Source organism: Streptomyces sp. NPDC044921 (genome assembly GCF_056432865.1).
Map to the genome: position 1 here is coordinate 45,238 of NZ_JBWKIF010000007.1, position 17,116 is coordinate 62,353.

At 70.4% G+C, this 17,116-nt stretch carries 16 protein-coding genes and 1 tRNA gene; 7 read left to right on the plus strand and 10 right to left on the minus strand.

Going from position 1 to position 17,116, the window contains the following annotated elements; translation table 11 throughout:
* Window positions 1–8: 8 nt before the first annotated feature.
* The 3 genes from AC07DA_RS12935 to pknB all read left to right on the plus strand — a co-directional run bounded on the left by AC07DA_RS12935 (window position 9) and on the right by pknB (window position 5,131).
* On the plus strand, window positions 9–1,460 hold the full coding sequence (locus tag AC07DA_RS12935; RefSeq protein ID WP_479127402.1) for an FtsW/RodA/SpoVE family cell cycle protein: 1,452 nt from the start codon (window positions 9–11) through the stop codon (window positions 1,458–1,460).
* Window positions 1,457–2,935: a peptidoglycan D,D-transpeptidase FtsI family protein gene (locus tag AC07DA_RS12940; RefSeq protein ID WP_479127404.1), complete on the plus strand. Its 1,479-nt coding sequence runs from the start codon at window positions 1,457–1,459 to the stop codon at window positions 2,933–2,935. The genes AC07DA_RS12935 and AC07DA_RS12940 overlap by 4 nt, the downstream gene beginning before the upstream one ends.
* 168 nt (window positions 2,936–3,103) lie before the next feature.
* Entirely contained in the window at window positions 3,104–5,131 is a 2,028-nt protein-coding gene (gene pknB / locus AC07DA_RS12945; RefSeq protein WP_479127406.1) for a Stk1 family PASTA domain-containing Ser/Thr kinase, read from the plus strand.
* Between the two features lie 85 nt (window positions 5,132–5,216).
* Here the strand turns inward: pknB and AC07DA_RS12950 are convergent, their stop codons facing one another.
* The 6 genes from AC07DA_RS12950 to AC07DA_RS12975 are packed head-to-tail and all read right to left on the minus strand — an operon-like array spanning window position 5,217 to window position 9,555.
* Window positions 5,217–5,966: a class E sortase gene (locus tag AC07DA_RS12950; RefSeq protein ID WP_479127408.1), complete on the minus strand. Its 750-nt coding sequence runs from the start codon at window positions 5,964–5,966 to the stop codon at window positions 5,217–5,219.
* A gap of 13 nt (window positions 5,967–5,979) precedes the next feature.
* Window positions 5,980–7,227, minus strand: coding sequence for a class E sortase (locus tag AC07DA_RS12955; RefSeq protein ID WP_479127410.1), 1,248 nt, complete (start codon window positions 7,225–7,227; stop codon window positions 5,980–5,982).
* Window positions 7,224–7,862: an aminodeoxychorismate/anthranilate synthase component II gene (locus tag AC07DA_RS12960; protein WP_479127412.1), complete on the minus strand. Its 639-nt coding sequence runs from the start codon at window positions 7,860–7,862 to the stop codon at window positions 7,224–7,226. The genes AC07DA_RS12955 and AC07DA_RS12960 overlap by 4 nt, the downstream gene beginning before the upstream one ends.
* The gene (locus tag AC07DA_RS12965; RefSeq protein ID WP_179272487.1) at window positions 7,859–8,056 is read right to left on the minus strand and encodes a hypothetical protein; all 198 of its coding nucleotides are present in this window, start codon (window positions 8,054–8,056) and stop codon (window positions 7,859–7,861) included. Before AC07DA_RS12965 ends, AC07DA_RS12960 begins: the two co-directional genes overlap by 4 nt.
* 17 nt (window positions 8,057–8,073) lie before the next feature.
* Window positions 8,074–8,751, minus strand: coding sequence for a class E sortase (locus AC07DA_RS12970; protein ID WP_479127414.1), 678 nt, complete (start codon window positions 8,749–8,751; stop codon window positions 8,074–8,076).
* 24 nt (window positions 8,752–8,775) lie between these two features.
* Window positions 8,776–9,555 carry a DUF881 domain-containing protein gene (locus tag AC07DA_RS12975; RefSeq protein ID WP_479127416.1) on the minus strand — a complete coding sequence of 260 codons (780 nt, stop codon included), beginning with the start codon at window positions 9,553–9,555 and terminating at the stop codon, window positions 8,776–8,778.
* 139 nt (window positions 9,556–9,694) lie between these two features.
* On the opposite strand from AC07DA_RS12975, the gene crgA reads away from it, so the two are divergent.
* Window positions 9,695–9,949, plus strand: a complete 255-nt coding sequence (gene crgA, locus AC07DA_RS12980) for a cell division protein CrgA (RefSeq protein WP_479127419.1) — start codon at window positions 9,695–9,697, stop codon at window positions 9,947–9,949.
* A gap of 257 nt (window positions 9,950–10,206) precedes the next feature.
* On the opposite strand, the gene AC07DA_RS12985 is transcribed toward crgA, so the two are convergent.
* A complete protein-coding gene (locus AC07DA_RS12985) occupies window positions 10,207–11,097 on the minus strand; it encodes a rhomboid family intramembrane serine protease (RefSeq protein WP_479127421.1) in 891 nt (296 codons plus the stop codon).
* Window positions 11,098–11,190: 93 nt separating this feature from the next.
* Entirely contained in the window at window positions 11,191–11,718 is a 528-nt protein-coding gene (locus AC07DA_RS12990) for a peptidylprolyl isomerase (protein ID WP_059417132.1), read from the minus strand.
* 338 nt (window positions 11,719–12,056) lie between these two features.
* On the opposite strand from AC07DA_RS12990, the gene AC07DA_RS12995 reads away from it, so the two are divergent.
* Window positions 12,057–12,761 carry a DUF5324 family protein gene (locus AC07DA_RS12995; RefSeq protein ID WP_479127423.1) on the plus strand — a complete coding sequence of 235 codons (705 nt, stop codon included), beginning with the start codon at window positions 12,057–12,059 and terminating at the stop codon, window positions 12,759–12,761.
* A gap of 165 nt (window positions 12,762–12,926) precedes the next feature.
* On the opposite strand, the gene AC07DA_RS13000 is transcribed toward AC07DA_RS12995, so the two are convergent.
* Window positions 12,927–12,999, minus strand: a tRNA-Ala gene (locus AC07DA_RS13000).
* A gap of 180 nt (window positions 13,000–13,179) precedes the next feature.
* Here AC07DA_RS13000 and AC07DA_RS13005 point away from each other — a divergent pair.
* Together AC07DA_RS13005 and AC07DA_RS13010 are read left to right on the plus strand one after the other, a co-directional pair.
* The gene (locus AC07DA_RS13005) at window positions 13,180–13,728 is read left to right on the plus strand and encodes a helix-turn-helix domain-containing protein (protein ID WP_067018270.1); all 549 of its coding nucleotides are present in this window, start codon (window positions 13,180–13,182) and stop codon (window positions 13,726–13,728) included.
* Window positions 13,729–13,928: 200 nt separating this feature from the next.
* Complete coding sequence (locus AC07DA_RS13010; protein WP_479127426.1) at window positions 13,929–15,659, plus strand: serine/threonine-protein kinase; 1,731 nt, start codon at window positions 13,929–13,931, stop codon at window positions 15,657–15,659.
* Window positions 15,660–15,690: 31 nt separating this feature from the next.
* On the opposite strand, the gene AC07DA_RS13015 is transcribed toward AC07DA_RS13010, so the two are convergent.
* Window positions 15,691–17,049: a hypothetical protein gene (locus tag AC07DA_RS13015; protein ID WP_479127428.1), complete on the minus strand. Its 1,359-nt coding sequence runs from the start codon at window positions 17,047–17,049 to the stop codon at window positions 15,691–15,693.
* Window positions 17,050–17,116: the final 67 nt, after the last annotated feature.

Consider the following 17,116-nt stretch of genomic DNA (forward strand, 5'->3'; position numbering starts at 1 on the left):
GTCACACGATGAGCAGTACTTCCAACTCGCCGACGCACCACACGTCCACCATCGGCGCGATCGGCGCCCCGAGCCGCCGCAACACCGAGCTGGCACTGCTGGTGTTCGCCGTCGTCATCCCGGTGTTCGCCTACGCCAACGTCGGCCTGGCCATCAACGACTCGGTGCCGCCGGGCCTGCTGAGCTACGGCCTCGGACTCGGCCTGCTCGCGGGCGTCGGCCACCTCGTCGTACGGAAGTTCGCGCCGTACGCGGACCCGCTGATGCTGCCGCTGGCGACGCTGCTGAACGGACTCGGGCTCGTCATCATCTGGCGGCTGGACCAGTCGAGCCGGCTGCAGGCGTCCAAGACGTTCGTCGAAGCGGCACCGCGCCAGCTGCTGTACTCCGCGATGGGTGTCGCCCTGCTGGTCGCCGTGCTGATCTTCCTCAAGGACCACCGCGTCCTGCAGCGCTACACGTACATCTCCATGGCCGGTGCGCTGTTCCTGCTGATCCTGCCGCTCGTGCCGGGGCTCGGGGCGAACATCTACGGCGCCAAGATCTGGATCAAGATCCCCGGTCTCGGCACGCTGCAGCCCGGTGAGTTCGCGAAGATCGTGCTCGCGGTCTTCTTCGCCGGCTACCTCATGGTCAAGCGGGACGCGCTCGCCCTGGCCAGCCGCCGCTTCATGGGCCTGTACCTGCCGCGCGGCCGCGACCTCGGCCCGATCCTGGTGGTCTGGGTCATCTCGATCCTCATCCTGGTCTTCGAGACCGACCTCGGTACGTCCCTGCTGTTCTTCGGGATGTTCGTCATCATGCTGTACGTCGCCACCGAGCGGACGAGCTGGATCGTCTTCGGTCTGCTGATGTCCGCGGTCGGCGCCGTCGGCGTGGCGAGCTTCGAGCCGCACATCCAGACGCGTGTGCAGGCCTGGCTCGACCCGATGCGCGAGTTCGAACTCTCCCGCGCGGGCGTCCAGGACGGCGTGGTCCACTCCGAGCAGGCCATGCAGGCGCTGTGGGCCTTCGGCTCCGGCGGCACGCTCGGCACCGGCCTGGGGCAGGGCAACTCCGACCTCATCGGCTTCGCCGCCAACTCCGACTTCATCCTCGCCACCTTCGGCGAGGAGCTCGGCCTGGCCGGCGTCATGGCGATCCTGCTGCTGTACGGCCTGATCATCGAGCGGGGCGTGCGCACCGCGCTCGCGGCCCGCGACCCGTTCGGCAAGCTGCTGGCGATCGGCCTGTCCGGCGCCTTCGGCCTCCAGGTCTTCGTGGTGGCCGGCGGTGTCATGGGCCTCATCCCGCTGACCGGTATGACGCTGCCGTTCGTGGCCTACGGCGGTTCGTCGGTGATCGCCAACTGGGCGCTGATCGGCATCCTGCTGCGCATCAGCGACACCGCCCGACGCCCCGCCCCCGCCCCCGCCGCCAACCCCGACGCCGAGATGACCCAGGTGGTCCGCCCGTCATGAACAAGCCCCTGCGCCGGATCGCGATCTTCTGCGGCCTGCTCGTGCTGGCTCTGCTGATCCGCGACAACTGGATCCAGTACGTCCAGGCCGACGAGCTGAGGACCGACCCCAAGAACCGCCGCGTCATCATCGAGCGGTACGCCGCCCCGCGCGGCGACATCATCGTCGGCGGCAAGCCCATCACCGGCTCCACCGAGACGTCGGGCAGCGACTTCAAGTTCAAGCGGACCTACAAGGACGGCCCGATGTGGGCGCCGGTCACCGGGTACGCCTCGCAGGCCTTCGGCGCCACGCAGCTGGAGTCCATCGAGGACGGCATCCTCACCGGCAACGACGACCGGCTGTTCTTCCGCAACACCCTCGACATGCTCACCGGCGAGAAGCAGGGCGGCGGCAACGTCGTCACGACGCTCAACACCGCCGCGCAGAAGGCCGCGTTCAACGGTCTGAAGCGGCAGGGCGGCAAGGGCGCGGTCGTCGCCCTGGAGCCGTCGACGGGCAAGATCCTGGCACTGGCCTCCTACCCGTCGTACGACCCGTCGTCCTTCGCCGGGAACTCCACGACGACGGACACCGAGGCCTGGCAGAAGCTCCAGAAGAAGAACAACCCCGACGACCCGATGCTCAACCGGGCCCTGCGCGAGACGTACCCGCCCGGGTCCACCTTCAAGGTCGTCACCGCGGCCGCGGCCCTGGAGAACGGGTTGTACACGGACCCGGACGCGAAGACGGACTCGCCCGACCCGTGGGTCATGGAGGGCACCACCACCAAGCTGCCCAACGAGGGCAACATCCCCTGCAAGAACGCGTCGCTGCGGGTGGCGCTGCAGTACTCCTGCAACACCGTCTTCGGCAAGATCGGCTCCGACCTCGGCAACGAGAAGATGCTGAAGGAGGCGCAGGAGTTCGGCTTCGGCGAGGAGCAGTTCACGCCGGTCCGGGCCAACGCCTCGGTCTTCTCCGACGACATGAACCCCTCGCAGACGGCGCTGTCCTCCATCGGCCAGTTCAACACCGCCGCGACCCCGCTGCAGATGGCCATGGTGGCCTCGGCCGTCGCCAACGACGGCAAGCTGATGAAGCCGTACATGGTCGACGAGCTCCAGTCGCCCGGCCTCGACCCGATCGAGAAGACCGACCCGGAGGAGCTCAGCCAGCCACTGTCCCCGGAGAACGCGCAGATCCTGCAGTCGATGATGGAGACGGTCGTCGACAAGGGCACCGGCTCCAACGCCAAGATCGACGGCGTCAAGGTGGGCGGCAAGACCGGTACCGCCCAGCACGGTGTGGACAACAGCGAGAACCCCTACGCGTGGTTCATCTCCTACGCCAAGGACGAGGACGGAAGCGCTCCCGTGGCGGTCGCGGTCGTCATCGAGGACGACAACGCCGTCCGTGACGACATCTCCGGCGGCGGCCTCGCGGCGCCGATCGCGAGGGACGTGATGAAGGCGGTCCTCGACAGCAAGAAGTGACCCCGCTCACGTCTGCTTCACATCGGTGCACGTTGCGATACCGGTCCTGTATCGGCTGACGGGCTTGGCCAGGTCACACAAAGCGAGCCGGGTACGGTAGGCCCGGACGGCAGCCTCCGACCGCACAAGCTTCCGGTCGGGACCGACGGAGAGGGCTGGTAGGTAGCTATGGAAGAGCCGCGTCGCCTCGGCGGCCGGTACGAACTGGGCCAGGTGCTCGGGCGTGGTGGCATGGCGGAGGTATACCTCGCGCATGACACCCGCCTCGGCCGCACCGTGGCGGTGAAGACGCTGCGCGCGGACCTCGCGCGTGACCCTTCCTTCCAGGCCCGGTTCCGCCGGGAGGCCCAGTCGGCCGCCTCGCTCAACCATCCCGCGATCGTCGCGGTCTACGACACGGGCGAGGACTACATCGACAACGTGTCGATCCCGTACATCGTCATGGAGTACGTGGACGGCTCGACGCTCCGTGAGCTGCTGCACTCCGGCCGCAAGCTGCTGCCGGAGCGGGCCATGGAGATGACGATCGGCATCCTGCAGGGCCTGGAGTACGCCCACCGCAACGGCATCGTCCACCGTGACATCAAGCCCGCGAACGTCATGCTGACGCGCAACGGCCAGGTCAAGGTGATGGACTTCGGCATCGCCCGCGCCATGGGCGACTCCGGCATGACGATGACGCAGACCGCGGCCGTCATCGGCACCGCCCAGTACCTCTCCCCGGAGCAGGCCAAGGGCGAGCAGGTGGACGCCCGCTCGGACCTGTACTCCACGGGCTGCCTGCTCTACGAGCTGCTGACCGTCCGCCCGCCGTTCGTGGGCGACTCCCCGGTCGCCGTCGCGTACCAGCACGTTAGGGAAGAGGCCCAGCCGCCGTCCGTCTTCGATCCCGAGATCACGCCCGAGATGGACGCGATCGTGCTGAAGGCGCTCGTCAAGGACCCCGACTACCGCTACCAGTCGGCCGACGAGATGCGCGCCGACATCGAGGCCTGCCTCGACGGCCAGCCGGTCGCGGCGACGGCCGCCATGGGTTCCGTCGGCTACGGCGGCTACCCCGACGACCAGCCGACCACGGCCCTGCGCGCGGACTCCGGCGCCGGCGCCACGTCGATGCTGCCCCCCATGAACCCGGACGACGGCGGCTACGGCTACGACGAGCGCCCCGACCGGCGCCGCGGGCAGCAACGCAAGTCCAGCACCTCCACGATCCTGCTGGTGGTGGCGGGCATCCTCGTCCTGGTCGGCGCGATCCTGATCGGCCGGTGGGCGGTCAGCGGCGACGGCGCGAGCGACGACACCCTGCCGGCGCCCAACTTCGTCGGCGAGACGGAGCAGAACGCCCGCAAACTGGCGACCAACTCCGACCTGGAACTGACGTTCTCCAAGAAGCCCTGCGAGAACCAGGCCAAGGGCAACGTCTGCTCCCAGAGCCCGAAGGCCGGCACCGAAGTCCAGAAGGGCGGGACCATCGCGCTGGTGGTGTCGACCGGGGCGCCGAAGGTGGCGGTGCCGAGCGTCGTCGGCCAGAGCCTGGACGACGCGCGGGCCACGCTGGAGGGCGACAAGTACGAGTTCGAGGTCAAGACGAAGAGCAGGGAGTCCTCGGAGGACCCCGGCACCGTCCTGGAGCAGGACCCGGAACTGGGCGCCGAGGTGGAGAAGGGCTCCACCATCACCCTCGTCATCGCCAAGGCCGAGGCGAAGTCCACCGTGCCGGACGTGCTCGGACAGAGCTGTGAGGCGGCCAAGCAGCAGATGCAGGCCAGCAACCTGGTCGGCAACTGCACCGAGGTCGAGACCGAGGACGACAACCAGGTCGGCAAGGTCATCGCGACCACCCCGCAGGCCGGCACCTCCGTCGACAAGAACTCGTCGGTCACCCTCCAGATCGGCAAGAAGAAGGAACAGCAGAAGACGCGCGTCCCGCAGGTCGTCGGCCAGACCGTCGGCCAGGCCAAGCAGACCCTGGCGGCGGCCGGCTTCACGAACATCCAGTTCGCGGGCGGCAGCGACCAGAGCGACGAGGCCCGCGTCGTGGCCCAGGACCCCCAGGGCAACCAGGAGGTCGACGACCCGGCGAACACCACGGTCACCCTGCAGACCGTGAACTTCGGCGGGAACGGCGGCAACAACAACAACGGCGGCGGTGGCAACAACGGCGGCATCTTCGGCGGCCTCAACGGTGACGACTGACGCACCGCCCCGGCTCACGTGAAAAGCCCGGCCTCCCTGATCAGGGGGGCCGGGCTTTCCGTTGTGCCGTGGGACCGGGGCCGGGTCAGCGCAGTTCCTCCGGCGGGGTGCGGTTCTCGTCGACCTTCTCGACGCGTTCCAGTTCGCCCCACACGACGTACCGGTAGGTGCTCGTGTACAACGGCGTGCACGTCGTCAGCGTGATGTAGTGGCCCGGCTTCTTCTTGCCGGACTCCTTCGGCACCTTCGCGAGCACCTTGACGTTGTACTTCGACGTCTCGGGGAGGATGGCGTACGTCTTGTAGACGTACCACTTGTCCTTCGTCTCGAAGACGATCGGGTCGCCCTTCTCGATCTTGTCGATGTTGTGGAACTTGGCGCCGTGACCGTCGCGGTGGGCGGCCAGCGAGAAGTTCCCGGGCTTGCCCGACATCGGCAGGGCCGACTTGACCGGCTCCGTGTAGTACCCGGCGACACCGTCGTTGAGGATCTTGTTCGAGGTGCCCTTCTCGACCAGGACCTCGTCGTCGCTCATCGCCGGCACGTGCAGGAAGCCGATGCCGTTCTTCGTGTCCAGCGCGCCCGGTCCCCCCCGGCCGTGCGCCCAGTCGTCCCGGACCCTGTCCGCCTGCCTGCCGGCCGCGCGGTCCGCGACGACGTTCGTCCACCACAGCGAGTAGACGACGAACAGGCCCAGGACCAGGCCCGCCGTGATCAGAAGTTCCCCGAGGAAGCTGACCGCCCTGGCGATCGGACCGGGGCGGCGGCGTGCCGCGGACGGCCGGGAGGCCGTGCCGGTGTGCTCTTCGTGCTCGGTGTCGGTGGTCGCTGCCACTGGTCATCTGCCCTTAACTGACGAGCGCATCCGGCTTGCCCTTGCTGCGCGGCCGTTCCTCGACCATCTTGCCCCAGACGATCATCCGGTACTTGCTGGTGAACTCCGGCGTGCACGTGGTCAGCGTGATGTAGCGGCCGGGCTTGGTGAAGCCCGACCCCGCGGGGATCGGGTTCAGGACGCTCGTGTTGCTCGGCGACGTCACCGGCAGGATCGAGGCCATCTTGTAGACGTAGTACTCGTCCTGCGTCTCCACGACGATCGGATCGCCGGGAGCGAGCTTGTTGATGTAGCGGAACGGTTCGCCGTGGGTGTTGCGGTGCCCCGCGAGCCCGAAGTTCCCGGTCTTGTCGCCGGGCATCGCGGTCTTCAGCGCCCCCTCGGCGTAGTGCCCGACCATGCCCCGGTCGAGCACGCCCTTGCTGCTGGTGCCCTCCGCGATGGGCACGACCACGTCCAGCTTCGGGATGTGCAGGATGGCGAAGCCCTGCCCCGGCTCGAAGACCCCCGGGTTGCGCTTGCCGCTCGCCCAGTCGTTCTGGAGGCTGCTGGCCTCCTTGCCGGCCTGCGCGTGCGCCCGGACGTTGGTCCACCACAGCTGGTAGGTGACGAACAGCAGCATCAGCACACCAGTGGTGATGAACACCTCGCCGATCGCCCGGCTCGCCACGACCGCCGCACCCGGCTTGCGGGCCCGCGCCTGACGCCGCGCCTCGACCCGGGACAGCGGCGCCCGGGCCCCTTCCCGGGCCGCGGGAGCCGTGGCGGCGGAGGCCTCCGCGGCGCTTCCGTGGCGCCCGTGGCGGCGCTTGGCGGCCTTCCTGCGGGCCGCGCGGCCTCCGGGAGCGGGGCCGTCCCGCCGCGCGCGGGAAGAGGCCGCAGCGCCCGTTGTGGAGCCTCCCGGGGCGTCGCCCGGGGCGTCCGCGTCCACGGGCGGCGGATCCGGTATCCGCAGCGCCACCGTCTCCTCGTCGGCGGGCGGCAGGAAGGACCCGCCGCCACCGGGCCCGTAGGACCCCGTGTAGGGCTCGGGACCCGGCTCCGGCGCGTAGGGCTGCCGCCCGGACGCGTGGGGCTGGGGCCCCGGCCCCGGCGGATGGGCCTGCGCCTGCGGCGTGTACGGCGGGGTCCGCGGCTGCCGCCCCGGCCGCTGAGCGGCGCCGTACGCCCCGCCCGACCAGTCCTCCGGCGCACCCGGCACCCCGTACGACTGCTGCCCGTACGAGGTGTCGGACTCGCGCTCGGGGCGCAGCGCGGTCACGCCGTGGCCCTGCCCACCACCGGGGCGAGCCCGGCCGACCTCGCCACCGCGCCCTGGTCGCCGCACTCCACCAGCCAGTTGGCCAGCATCCGGTGCCCGTGCTCCGTCAGTACCGACTCGGGGTGGAACTGCACGCCCTCGACCGGCAGTTCACGGTGTCTGAGGCCCATGACGATGCCGTCGTGCGTCCGGGCGGTGACCTCCAGCTCGGCCGGGACCGTCGCCGGCTCGGCGGCCAGCGAGTGGTAGCGGGTCGCCGTGAAGGGCGACGGCAGGCCCGCGAAGACGCCCACGCCGCCGTGCTCGACCAGCGAGGTCTTGCCGTGCAGCAGCTCGGGCGCCCGGTCCACCACACCGCCGTAGGCCACCTGCATCGACTGCATGCCGAGGCAGACGCCGAAGACGGGCACACCGGTCGCGGCGCAGTGCCGGACCATGTCCACGCACACCCCGGCCTGCTCCGGTGTGCCGGGGCCCGGGGAGAGCAGGACCCCGTCGAAGCCGTCCTGGGCGTGGGCCGTCGAGACCTCGTCGTTGCGCAGGACCTCGCACTCGGCGCCCAGCTGGTACAGGTACTGGACCAGGTTGAAGACGAAGCTGTCGTAGTTGTCGACGACGAGAATGCGCGCGCTCACTGGTTGTCCACCGTCACATCGTTGAAGGGCAGCAGCGGTTCCGCCCACGGGAAGACGTACTGGAAGAGGACGTAGACCACGGCCACGACCAGGGCGAGCGAGATCACTGCCTTCACCCACGTGTTCCCCGGCAGATGCCGCCAGATCCAGCCGTACATGCCGTCCCTTCCGTCGTACCACGGCACCAGACCCACGCCGTACAGCCACCAGACTAACGGCGCAGCGCCCCGGGTTTCCCGGCCTCCACGGGCTGGGTGGAGTCCAGGTGCCCCCAGACGATCAGCCGATGACTGTGCCCCCACTCGGGTTCGCACGTGGTCAGCGTCAGATACCGGCCCGGGCGCGTGTACCCGGAAGTACGGGGGACAGGGTCGATCACCTCGATGTCCGAGGGCACTGTTTTGTACGGTCCCTTGTCGATCCGGTACGTGAACCAGGTCGTGCCGTCGGTCAGCACCACCGCGTCCCCGCGCCGCAGCCGGGGAAAGTCCTTGAAGGGGTCGCCGTGGGTGCGGCGGTGGCCGGCGACCGCGAAGTTGCCCCGCTGTCCCAGCTGGGCGGTCTCGGCGTAGTGCCCGAGTCCCTTCTTCAGCGTGGAGGTGGCCGTGCCCTCCAGCACCGGCTTGTTCCACGTGAAACCGAGCCGCGGGATGTACATGATCGCGAACGGCCTGCCCTGCGCGTAGGGCTTCGGCTTCCCGGGGCCCGTCGGCGGGGTGCCGCCCGGCGCGCGGGGCTCGGCCCACTCCTCGCGCAGCAGGTCGATCTGGTCGTCCATGACGCCGTCGGCCCGCACCCCCGTCCAGAAGAGGACGTAGACCACGAACAGCACGATCACGGTGCCGACGGTGATGCAGAGTTCGCTGACGGTCCTGACGATCACGCGCACCGGCGGCTCCCCCGGGCTGGGCTGCTACTCCACGGGCTTCGCGTAGTGCAGATCCACTGTGCCCGAGTAGCCGGGCAGAGTCACCGGGCCGTTCTCCTCGACTTTCCATCCGAGCCCGTAGACATTGACGTAGACCATGTAGTTCTGGATCGCCGGGGACGCCGCGAGGGCCTTCTTCAGCTTCCCGGGGTCACCGACCGCGGTGATCTTGTACGGGGGTGAGTAGACGCGCCCCTGGAGGATCAGGGTGTTGCCCACGCAGCGCACCGCGCTCGTGGAGATCAGCCGCTGGTCCATGACCTTGATGCCCTTGGCCCCGCCCTGCCACAGCGCGTTCACCACCGCCTGCAGGTCCTGCTGGTGGATGACCAGGTAGTCGGGCTGCGGCTCGGGGTAGCCGGGCAGTTTGGCGGTGGCGTCCGGCGGGGCGTCGTTGAGCGTGACCGTGAGCGCTTCGCCCGTGAGCTTCTGCGTGCCCGCGCGCTTCTCCAGGGCGGCGAGCTTCTCGTCCTCCTCCTTGGTGGAGCCGTCGTCCCGCTCGGCGAGCGCCTCTATGTCCTTGCGCAGGGCGCCGTTGGTCTCGTCCAGCTCGCCGTTGGCACGGCTGCGTTCGTGGATGAGGTCGGACAGCTTCAGCAGCGAGGTGTCGGAGCGGATGTTGGTGCCCTTGGCGGTGTTGAAGCTGGTGAAGAAGATCAGTCCGGCGAGAGCGAAGACGGCCGCCGTGAGGATCCGCACGGGCCGGAAACGGCGCGCGCGCCCAGGGGTGGATCCCGTCCCGGGGGAGTCGGCAGAATTGCTCAACGTACCCTTATCTCCTTCGGCGCGGCGGAAGCACTACGCTAACGGACGCCCGGGGGAGCATTCGGAGTCCCCTCACGCTGCCCCGAGACCGACCCAGTTACCTGCGCGGCCACGCAGCGCATCGACAGGAGAGACCCTCGTGCCGAAGTCACGTATCCGCAAGAAGGCCGATTACACGCCGCCGCCGTCGAAGCAGGCGACCGCGCTCAAGCTGAACAGCCGCGCCTGGGTCGCACCGGTCATGCTGGCCATGTTCCTCATCGGCCTGGCCTGGATCGTGGTCTTCTACGTCACCGACGGCTCGCTGCCCATCGACTCCCTGGGCAACTGGAACATCGTGGTGGGCTTCGGCTTCATCGCCGCCGGATTCGGCGTTTCGACCCAGTGGAAGTAACGGTCACCGGACGGTGAACGCAGCTCTGCCCAGGGCTGTTCGCTGAGTTATCCACAGCGGTTATCCACATGGGGAAAAAGAAAGACGATCTGTGGATAACTCGTCGGGTGTTGACGCCGGTATGACGGAAGTACCGCGACTCGAAAACATGTTCGCCCCCTGCCTGACCTGCGGAAACACTGGTCGGTTACAGGGGGCACATGTGTTCCCGCACACTGTGCACAAGATCCGCCACCCGCTGTGGACAACGGTGGCGCTCAGCTGAGCTGTGCCGTCCTCAACAGGGTCACCAGCACCACCACCGCGAGCACCAGGGCGCAGGTGCCGTACTGGACCAGGGCGCGGCGCTCCCGCGGGGCGTGGACCATGGCGTATCCGACGGCGACACCGGCGACGAGTCCGCCGATGTGGGCCTGCCAGGAGATGTTGAAGCCCGGGCTGAAGGTGAAGATCAGGTTGATCGCCAGCAGGGCGATGATCGGGCGCATGTCGTAGTTGAGCCGGCGCATCAGCACGGCCGTGGCACCGAAGAGGCCGAAGACCGCGCCCGAGGCGCCGAGGGTGGCCGTGGTCGGCGAGGCCAGCAGATAGGCGAGCGCGCTGCCCGCGAGGCCCGAGACCAGGTAGAGCGCGAGGTAGCGCACGCGCCCCAGGGCCGCTTCCAGCGGGCCGCCGAGCCACCAGAGGCTGAGCATGTTGAACGCGATGTGCCAGATCTCCTGGTGGGTGAAGACCGACGTCACCATGCGGTACCACTCGCCTCCCGCCACGCCCTGGGTGGGAGTGAAGGGGGCGGTGGGCCAGGCGCCGAGCAGGACGAGGTCGTTGAGGAGCGACTCGTGGACCTGGACGGCGATGAAGACCGCGAGGTTGATCCCGATCAGGATCTTGGTGAGCAGGCGGGGGTCCGCGGCGATGCTGCCGCCCGCGAGCGTCCGGGGCATCGAGGCCGAGGGGGCGTGCCCGGTGCCGGAACCGGTGCGGACGCACTCGGGGCAGTGGAAGCCGACCGACGCGTCGACCATGCACTCGGGGCAGATCGGGCGTTCGCAGCGGGTGCAGCGGATGCCCGTCTCACGGTCCGGGTGGCGGTAGCACATGGGGACGCTGTGGGCGTCCTGCGGGCTGCCCGCAGCCTGCTCGTCCATGGGTTCCCCTCGGTCGTGGTGAAAAAGCCCGCCCTGCTCATCCCTACGGATGAGCAGGGCGATTGGTTCCCTGCACAGGCCTCGCCGGGTACCTCAGCGGGTCTCGATCACGACGGACTCGATGACCACGTCGTTGAGCGGGCGGTCGGTGCGCGGGTTCGTCTGGGTGGTGGCGATGGTGTCCACGACCTTCTGGCTGGCCGCGTCGGTGACCTCGCCGAAGATGGTGTGCTTGCGGTTCAGCCACGCCGTCGGGGAGACGGTGATGAAGAACTGCGAGCCGTTGGTGCCCGGGCCGGCGTTGGCCATCGCCAGCAGGTAGGGCTTGTCGAAGCGCAGGTCCGGGTGGAACTCGTCCTCGAACTGGTAGCCGGGACCACCGGTGCCGTTGCCCAGCGGGTCACCGCCCTGAATCATGAAGCCACTGATCACCCGGTGGAAGACCGTGCCGTCGTAGAGCCTGTCCGTGGTCTTCTGGCCCGTCTCGGGGTGCGTCCACTCCCGCTCGCCCTGGGCGAGCTCGACGAAGTTCTTGACCGTCTTGGGGGCGTGGTTCGGCAGCAGCCGGACCTCGATGTCGCCGTGGTTGGTCTTCAGGGTGGCGTAGAGCTGCTCAGCCACGATCTGCCTTCCGTTGTCTTTCTGTGACTCCCTGATCCTCGCATGGACGGGCCCGCGCGTCGCCCGCCCTCGGTGCAGCGGGGGGAAACCCTCGGCGGGGGGTCGCAGAAAACCGGTCGAGTCCTCCCGGGGCGGGGGCGCCCGGCGGCGATCCGTGGCATTGTCGACGACAAGCTCCTGTTGTCCCCTGTTCATCCGCTATGGCACGCGATCGGCGCCGGATGCCGGTTTGCGTGACCCGGATGCCCGCCGGCGCATGCCTGGCAGGGCACCGGGAGGCATGATCCGTAAAAGGGTGGAAAGTCGAAATACCGTACGCCACCGAGGAGGAGGAACCCGTGACCCGCATCGACAGCGTGCGCGCCGCGACCGGTTCGGCGAAGGACAGCGTGCTGCACGCCGCGGAAGTGGTGGCGCCCTACGCCGACACGGCCAAGGACAGGGCCGCGCACTACGCACACGAGGCGCGCGTACGGCTGGCGCCCAAGGTGACGCAGGCCGCCGGGCAGGCACGTGTCCAGTACGGCGCCCATGTGCAGCCCTATCTGGAGCAGGCCCGCTCACACGTGCCGCCGAAGGTCGACCAGGCCGCCCATGAGGCCGCCGTCCGCACCCGCAAGGCCGCCCGTCAGGCGGCGGAGTACTCCCGGCCGATGCTGGAGCAGGCAGTGGCAGCGGCCGTCCCCGTGACGACCGAGGCCGCCGCCCGGAGTGCGGCCGCGGTGGCCGCGCTGCGCGGCCAGGTCTCGGCGAAGGAGATCCAGAAGCTGGTCCGCCGGCAGGAACGGCGGGCACGAGCCGGTAAGGCCGTGAAGACGCTGGTGATCCTGGGGGCCGTGGCGGGCGGTGCCTTCGCCGCATGGAAGTGGTGGGACAAGCAGGCCAACCCGGACTGGCTGGTCGAGCCGCCCGCCGCGACGGAGGTCCCGGAGTCGGGTCGCCCGCTGTCCGCCGTGGACGGCAGCGGCCAGTCGGCTCTGGACCCCGAGGTCCAGGCCAAGGAGGCCGAGGAGGAGGCCGCCCAGCGCGACGACCGCTCCTGAGCGGCGCCGATCAACAGCACGGCGGGGCCGGAGACTTGAGGGCTTGCCTCGAGAGTTCCGGCCCCGCCGTGCTGTTTCACGTGAAACAGTCGCCGCCCGGCTCGGAGGGCGCACGAAAAACGCCCTCCGCGTCTGCGTTTCCGCAGATCGGAGGGCGTTTCCAGGTGGAGCCTAGGGGAGTCGAACCCCTGACATCTGCCATGCAAAGACAGCGCTCTACCAACTGAGCTAAGGCCCCGGAAGAAGACGTCCGACCGGATAACCGCGTCCGGGCGGGCGTCGGAGACCAGAGTACCGGGTCACCCCCGTGATTCCGCAAAAAGATTGGGGGTCCCCGTCGCCGACCACTCTCCGTAAGATGCTCGGCGTGGTTCGCTACCGCGAACCGCCGTACTTGGGGAAGCGATGGGGAGACGCAATGGACGCCGCACAGCAGGAAGCCACCGCAAGAGCGCGGGAACTGCAGCGGAACTGGTACGGGGAGCCGCTGGGGGCGCTCTTCCGTAAGCTCATCGACGATCTTGGCCTCAACCAGGCTCGTCTCGCGGGGGTGCTGGGACTGTCGGCGCCGATGCTGTCGCAGCTGATGAGCGGTCAGCGGGCGAAGATCGGGAATCCGGCCGTGGTGCAGCGGGTGCAGCTGCTGCAGGACCTGGCGGGGCAGGTCGCGGACGGCAGCGTGAGTGCGGCCGAGGCCACCGAGCGCATGGAGGAGATCAAGAAGTCGCAGGGGGGCTCGGTGCTCAGCAACACCACGCAGACGACGAGCAGTTCGGGGGCTCCCACGGTCAAGCGGGTCGTCCGCGAGATCCAGTCGCTGCTGCGCTCGGTGGCGGCGGCGGGCGACATCATCGACGCCGCGGACACCCTCGCCCCGACCCATCCGGAGCTGGCGGAGTTCCTCCGGGTCTACGGCGCCGGCCGCACCTCGGACGCGGTCGCGCACTACCAGTCCCACCAGAGCTGATCCTCGCGCCCAGGCACCGAAGGGGGTTCGGCGGCGGGCACGAGGGCGGTGTGACGGGGGGCCGAGTGACGGGGCGGGAGTGACGGGGGTGCCTCGCGGTACGGGCGGGCACGGGGGAGTCTTTCGCCCGTCGGGGAGTCGTAGCGCTCGCCGAGGGGGAAGCAAGGGGGAGACCACAGGGGGAGGAGCGACGTACAGCCATGGGTGAGGTCTTCGCCGGCCGGTACGAACTGGTCGATCCGATCGGGCGCGGAGGCGTCGGCGCGGTCTGGCGTGCCTGGGACCACCGCCGCCGCCGCTATGTGGCCGCCAAGGTCCTGCTGCAGAGCGACGCCCACTCACTGCTGCGCTTCGTCCGCGAGCAGGCCCTGCGCATCGACCACCCCCATGTGCTCGCCCCCACCAGCTGGGCCGCCGACGACGACAAGGTCCTGTTCACGATGGATCTCGTCGCCGGGGGTTCCCTGGTCCACCTCGTCGGTGACTACGGCCCCCTGCCGCCCGCGTTCGTCTGCACCCTGCTCGACCAGTTGCTGACCGGGCTGGCGGCGGTGCACGCGGAGGGCGTGGTGCACCGGGACGTGAAACCCGCCAACGTGCTGCTGGAGGCCACCGGCACGGGCCGGCCCCGGCTGCGGCTGTCCGACTTCGGCATCGCGATGCGGCTGGGCGAGCCCCGGCTGACCGAGACCAACCTCGTCGTGGGGACCCCCGGCTACCTCGCGCCCGAGCAGCTGATGGGCGCCGAGCCGGACTTCCCCGCAGACCTGTTCGCCGTGGGTCTGGTCGCCCTGTACCTGCTGGAAGGCGCGAAGCCGGACAGCAAGGCGCTGATCCAGCACTTCGCCGAACACGGGACACCGGGAGCGCCCCAAGGCATCCCGGAGCCGTTGTGGCAGGTGGTGGCCACGTTGCTGCAGCCCGTCCCGGAGGCGAGGTTCCGTACGGCGACGGGAGCGCGCAAGGCTCTCGCGGCCGCGGCGGAGCTCCTCCCGGAGCCGGGCCCGGACGACGAGCTGATCGAGATCTTCGACCAACTCGGGCCCCTGCCCAAGGGGTTCGCCCCGGAAGGGCCGCTGGAGAGAGCGCGGGGACTGAGGCCGGAAGACGACCGCACGGGCTCGCAGCCGAGGACGAACGGGAACCCGCCGGGCTCGGAAGCGGACGCGGGACAGGCAGGCGCGCGACCGGAAGGCCCGGGACCGGCGGGTAGGGGACCGGGGGGTACGGGACCGGCAAGCGCGCGACCGGCGGGTAGGGGACCGGGGGGTACGGGACCGACAAGCCCGAGACCAGCAGGTACGGGACCGGAAAGCGCGGGACCGGCAGGCGCGCGACCGGCGGGCCCGGGGCCGGCGGGCCCGGGGCCGGACGCCCGGACGCCGGCCGAAACGGCGTCCACGGGGTCCCAGCCCACCGGCACCCCCGGCCAGCACAACGGCCGGCCGGCCCCGGTCAGCGAGCCCGCGCAGCCGGACGCCCGGCAGTCCTCCGGCCCCCCACCCGCCCCCGTACGGCAGCAGCCCTCCATGTCGGACACGGGCAGCTTCCACCTGCCCCCACCGCAGCCCACGGTCACCTCATCCCCCGCACCCGGGGCGGCCCACCAGGCCCACGGCCAACAACCGCACCACCATGCCCAGTTCTCCCCCTACGACCTCACGCACCCGCGACCCGCGGCCCAGCCGCTCCTCCCGGCCCATCCCGGCCCGTATCCGCCTCTCGCGGAGCCGCACCGCGCCGACGCCGTCACCGCCTCGTACACCGCCCGGAACCCACAGACCCCGCCGGCCGCGGGCCACCAGCCGCCGTCCCGGCACCGCGCACCACGGCCGTCCCGCCCCGGCCCCCCGGCCAAGGTGGCCGTCCCTCTGCTCCTGCTGGCCCTGCTCTGCTACGCCGTGGGTTTCTGGGCGCTGACCCGTCTCTGAGCACTCGCCTTGGGCGACGACCTCGGCAGGGCTACGCGGCGCTCCGCCGCCGGGCCAGCAGGGTCCACACCCCGAGTCCCACCAGCAGCGCGCTCCCGGTGCCGATGCCGCCCACGGCGACCACCCGCAGCGCGGTGTCGTCGCCCGACACCGGCACGCCCTCGGCGGCGGCCTCCCGGTCCTGCTCCGAGACGTCGAAGACGCCCTGCGGCCGGGACTCCCCCGTGTACCCGGGCCCGCTGCGGGGTTCGCCCTTCACCCGCACGCGCAGGGTCATCCTGAACGGCCCGTCACCGAAGTCGTCGGCGACCTCCGGCGCCAGGTGCGCGACGAGGTAGTAGGAGCCGGCGAAGCGCAGCGCGCTCACCTGGGCGGTGGCGGCGTAGCGGTTGGCGTGGTCGACCGGCGGCAGCGGCGGCAGGCTGCCGGACTTCTGGTCGCCGTCGTAACCGACGCTCACCCCGGCGGCACGGCCGCGCGCGGGGTTGTAGAGGGCCAGTTCTAGGGCACCGGACACGTACCCGCTGCCGCCGGAGTCGGAGCTGCCCAGCTCGGCCGTCACCGAGAGCTGCTGGCCCCAGTCGACCGGCACCGCGTAGAACAGCGTCTGGCCGGGCCGGACGTCGTCGCGCCAGACCCCCTGGTCGAGGGGGGTCGCCCCGGCGAACCCCGCACCGCCGCGACGGGACTCGGGGTCGCCCTGGAGCGGCTGGGGGGTGGCGGAGTCCCACACCTGGGGTGCGCCGGTCGCGGCGGTGCCCGCCGCCGGCGGCTCGGTCGTGGTGAGGATTTCCAGGTCCCAGCTGGCGGGCGAGGAGCCCTTGCCGTCGAGGTCGGCGCGCTCGACGGACACGTAGTAGGCGCCGGCCTCCTGGCACAGCGACTTGGTGGGGGAGATCTCCCGCACGCCCCAGGCCGCGATCGGGCGGGCACTGCGGCCGGCGCCGAAGCTGGCCGTGTCGGCGGAGCAGGGATTGCCCTCGGCGTCCTGCACGGACACCCTGACCCCGTCGACGACGGAGACGGTGCTGCCGGGGGGAGGGACGGCGGTGACGGACACGTACGCGCTCGACGTGGCGTCCAGCACCAGACGGTAGTTGACCTTGCCGCTGCTCGGCAGGGAGCTCCGGTAGGCCGTCCCGGGCGCCAGACGTACGGCGTCGGCGGTGCTGCGCGCGCCCTCGACGGTCCGGGCGCCGTCGGCGAAGGCGTAGGGGCTCGGTGCGGCTGCCGGGACGGAGTCAGCCGCGGCGCGGGCGGCCGGTACCGGTCCCACGGCGGCCGTCGTCCCCAGCACCACCACCACGGCGCCCAGGCGCGCGGCCGTCGACGACCGACCGCGCCACGCCCCCGCACGCCGCTCGCGCGCCGTACACCACCGCCCCCTCACGCGCCACTCCTCACCGTCGCCGGACCTCGGAACCGTGAACCGGAGCCCATCCTGCCGCGCCGCGCGG

What these genes read in the sequence shown, in the direction of transcription:
- AC07DA_RS12935 (WP_479127402.1), top strand. Translation starts at nt 9, where the DNA reads ATGAGCAGTACTTCCAACTCGCCGACGCACCACACGTCCACCATCGGC.
- AC07DA_RS12985 (WP_479127421.1), bottom strand. Translation starts at nt 11,097, where the DNA reads ATGGACGAGCAGGCTGCGGGCAGCCCGCAGGACGCCCACAGCGTCCCC.
- AC07DA_RS13005 (WP_067018270.1), top strand. Translation starts at nt 13,180, where the DNA reads ATGGACGCCGCACAGCAGGAAGCCACCGCAAGAGCGCGGGAACTGCAG.
- pknB (WP_479127406.1), top strand. Translation starts at nt 3,104, where the DNA reads ATGGAAGAGCCGCGTCGCCTCGGCGGCCGGTACGAACTGGGCCAGGTG.
- AC07DA_RS12940 (WP_479127404.1), top strand. Translation starts at nt 1,457, where the DNA reads ATGAACAAGCCCCTGCGCCGGATCGCGATCTTCTGCGGCCTGCTCGTG.
- AC07DA_RS13010 (WP_479127426.1), top strand. Translation starts at nt 13,929, where the DNA reads ATGGGTGAGGTCTTCGCCGGCCGGTACGAACTGGTCGATCCGATCGGG.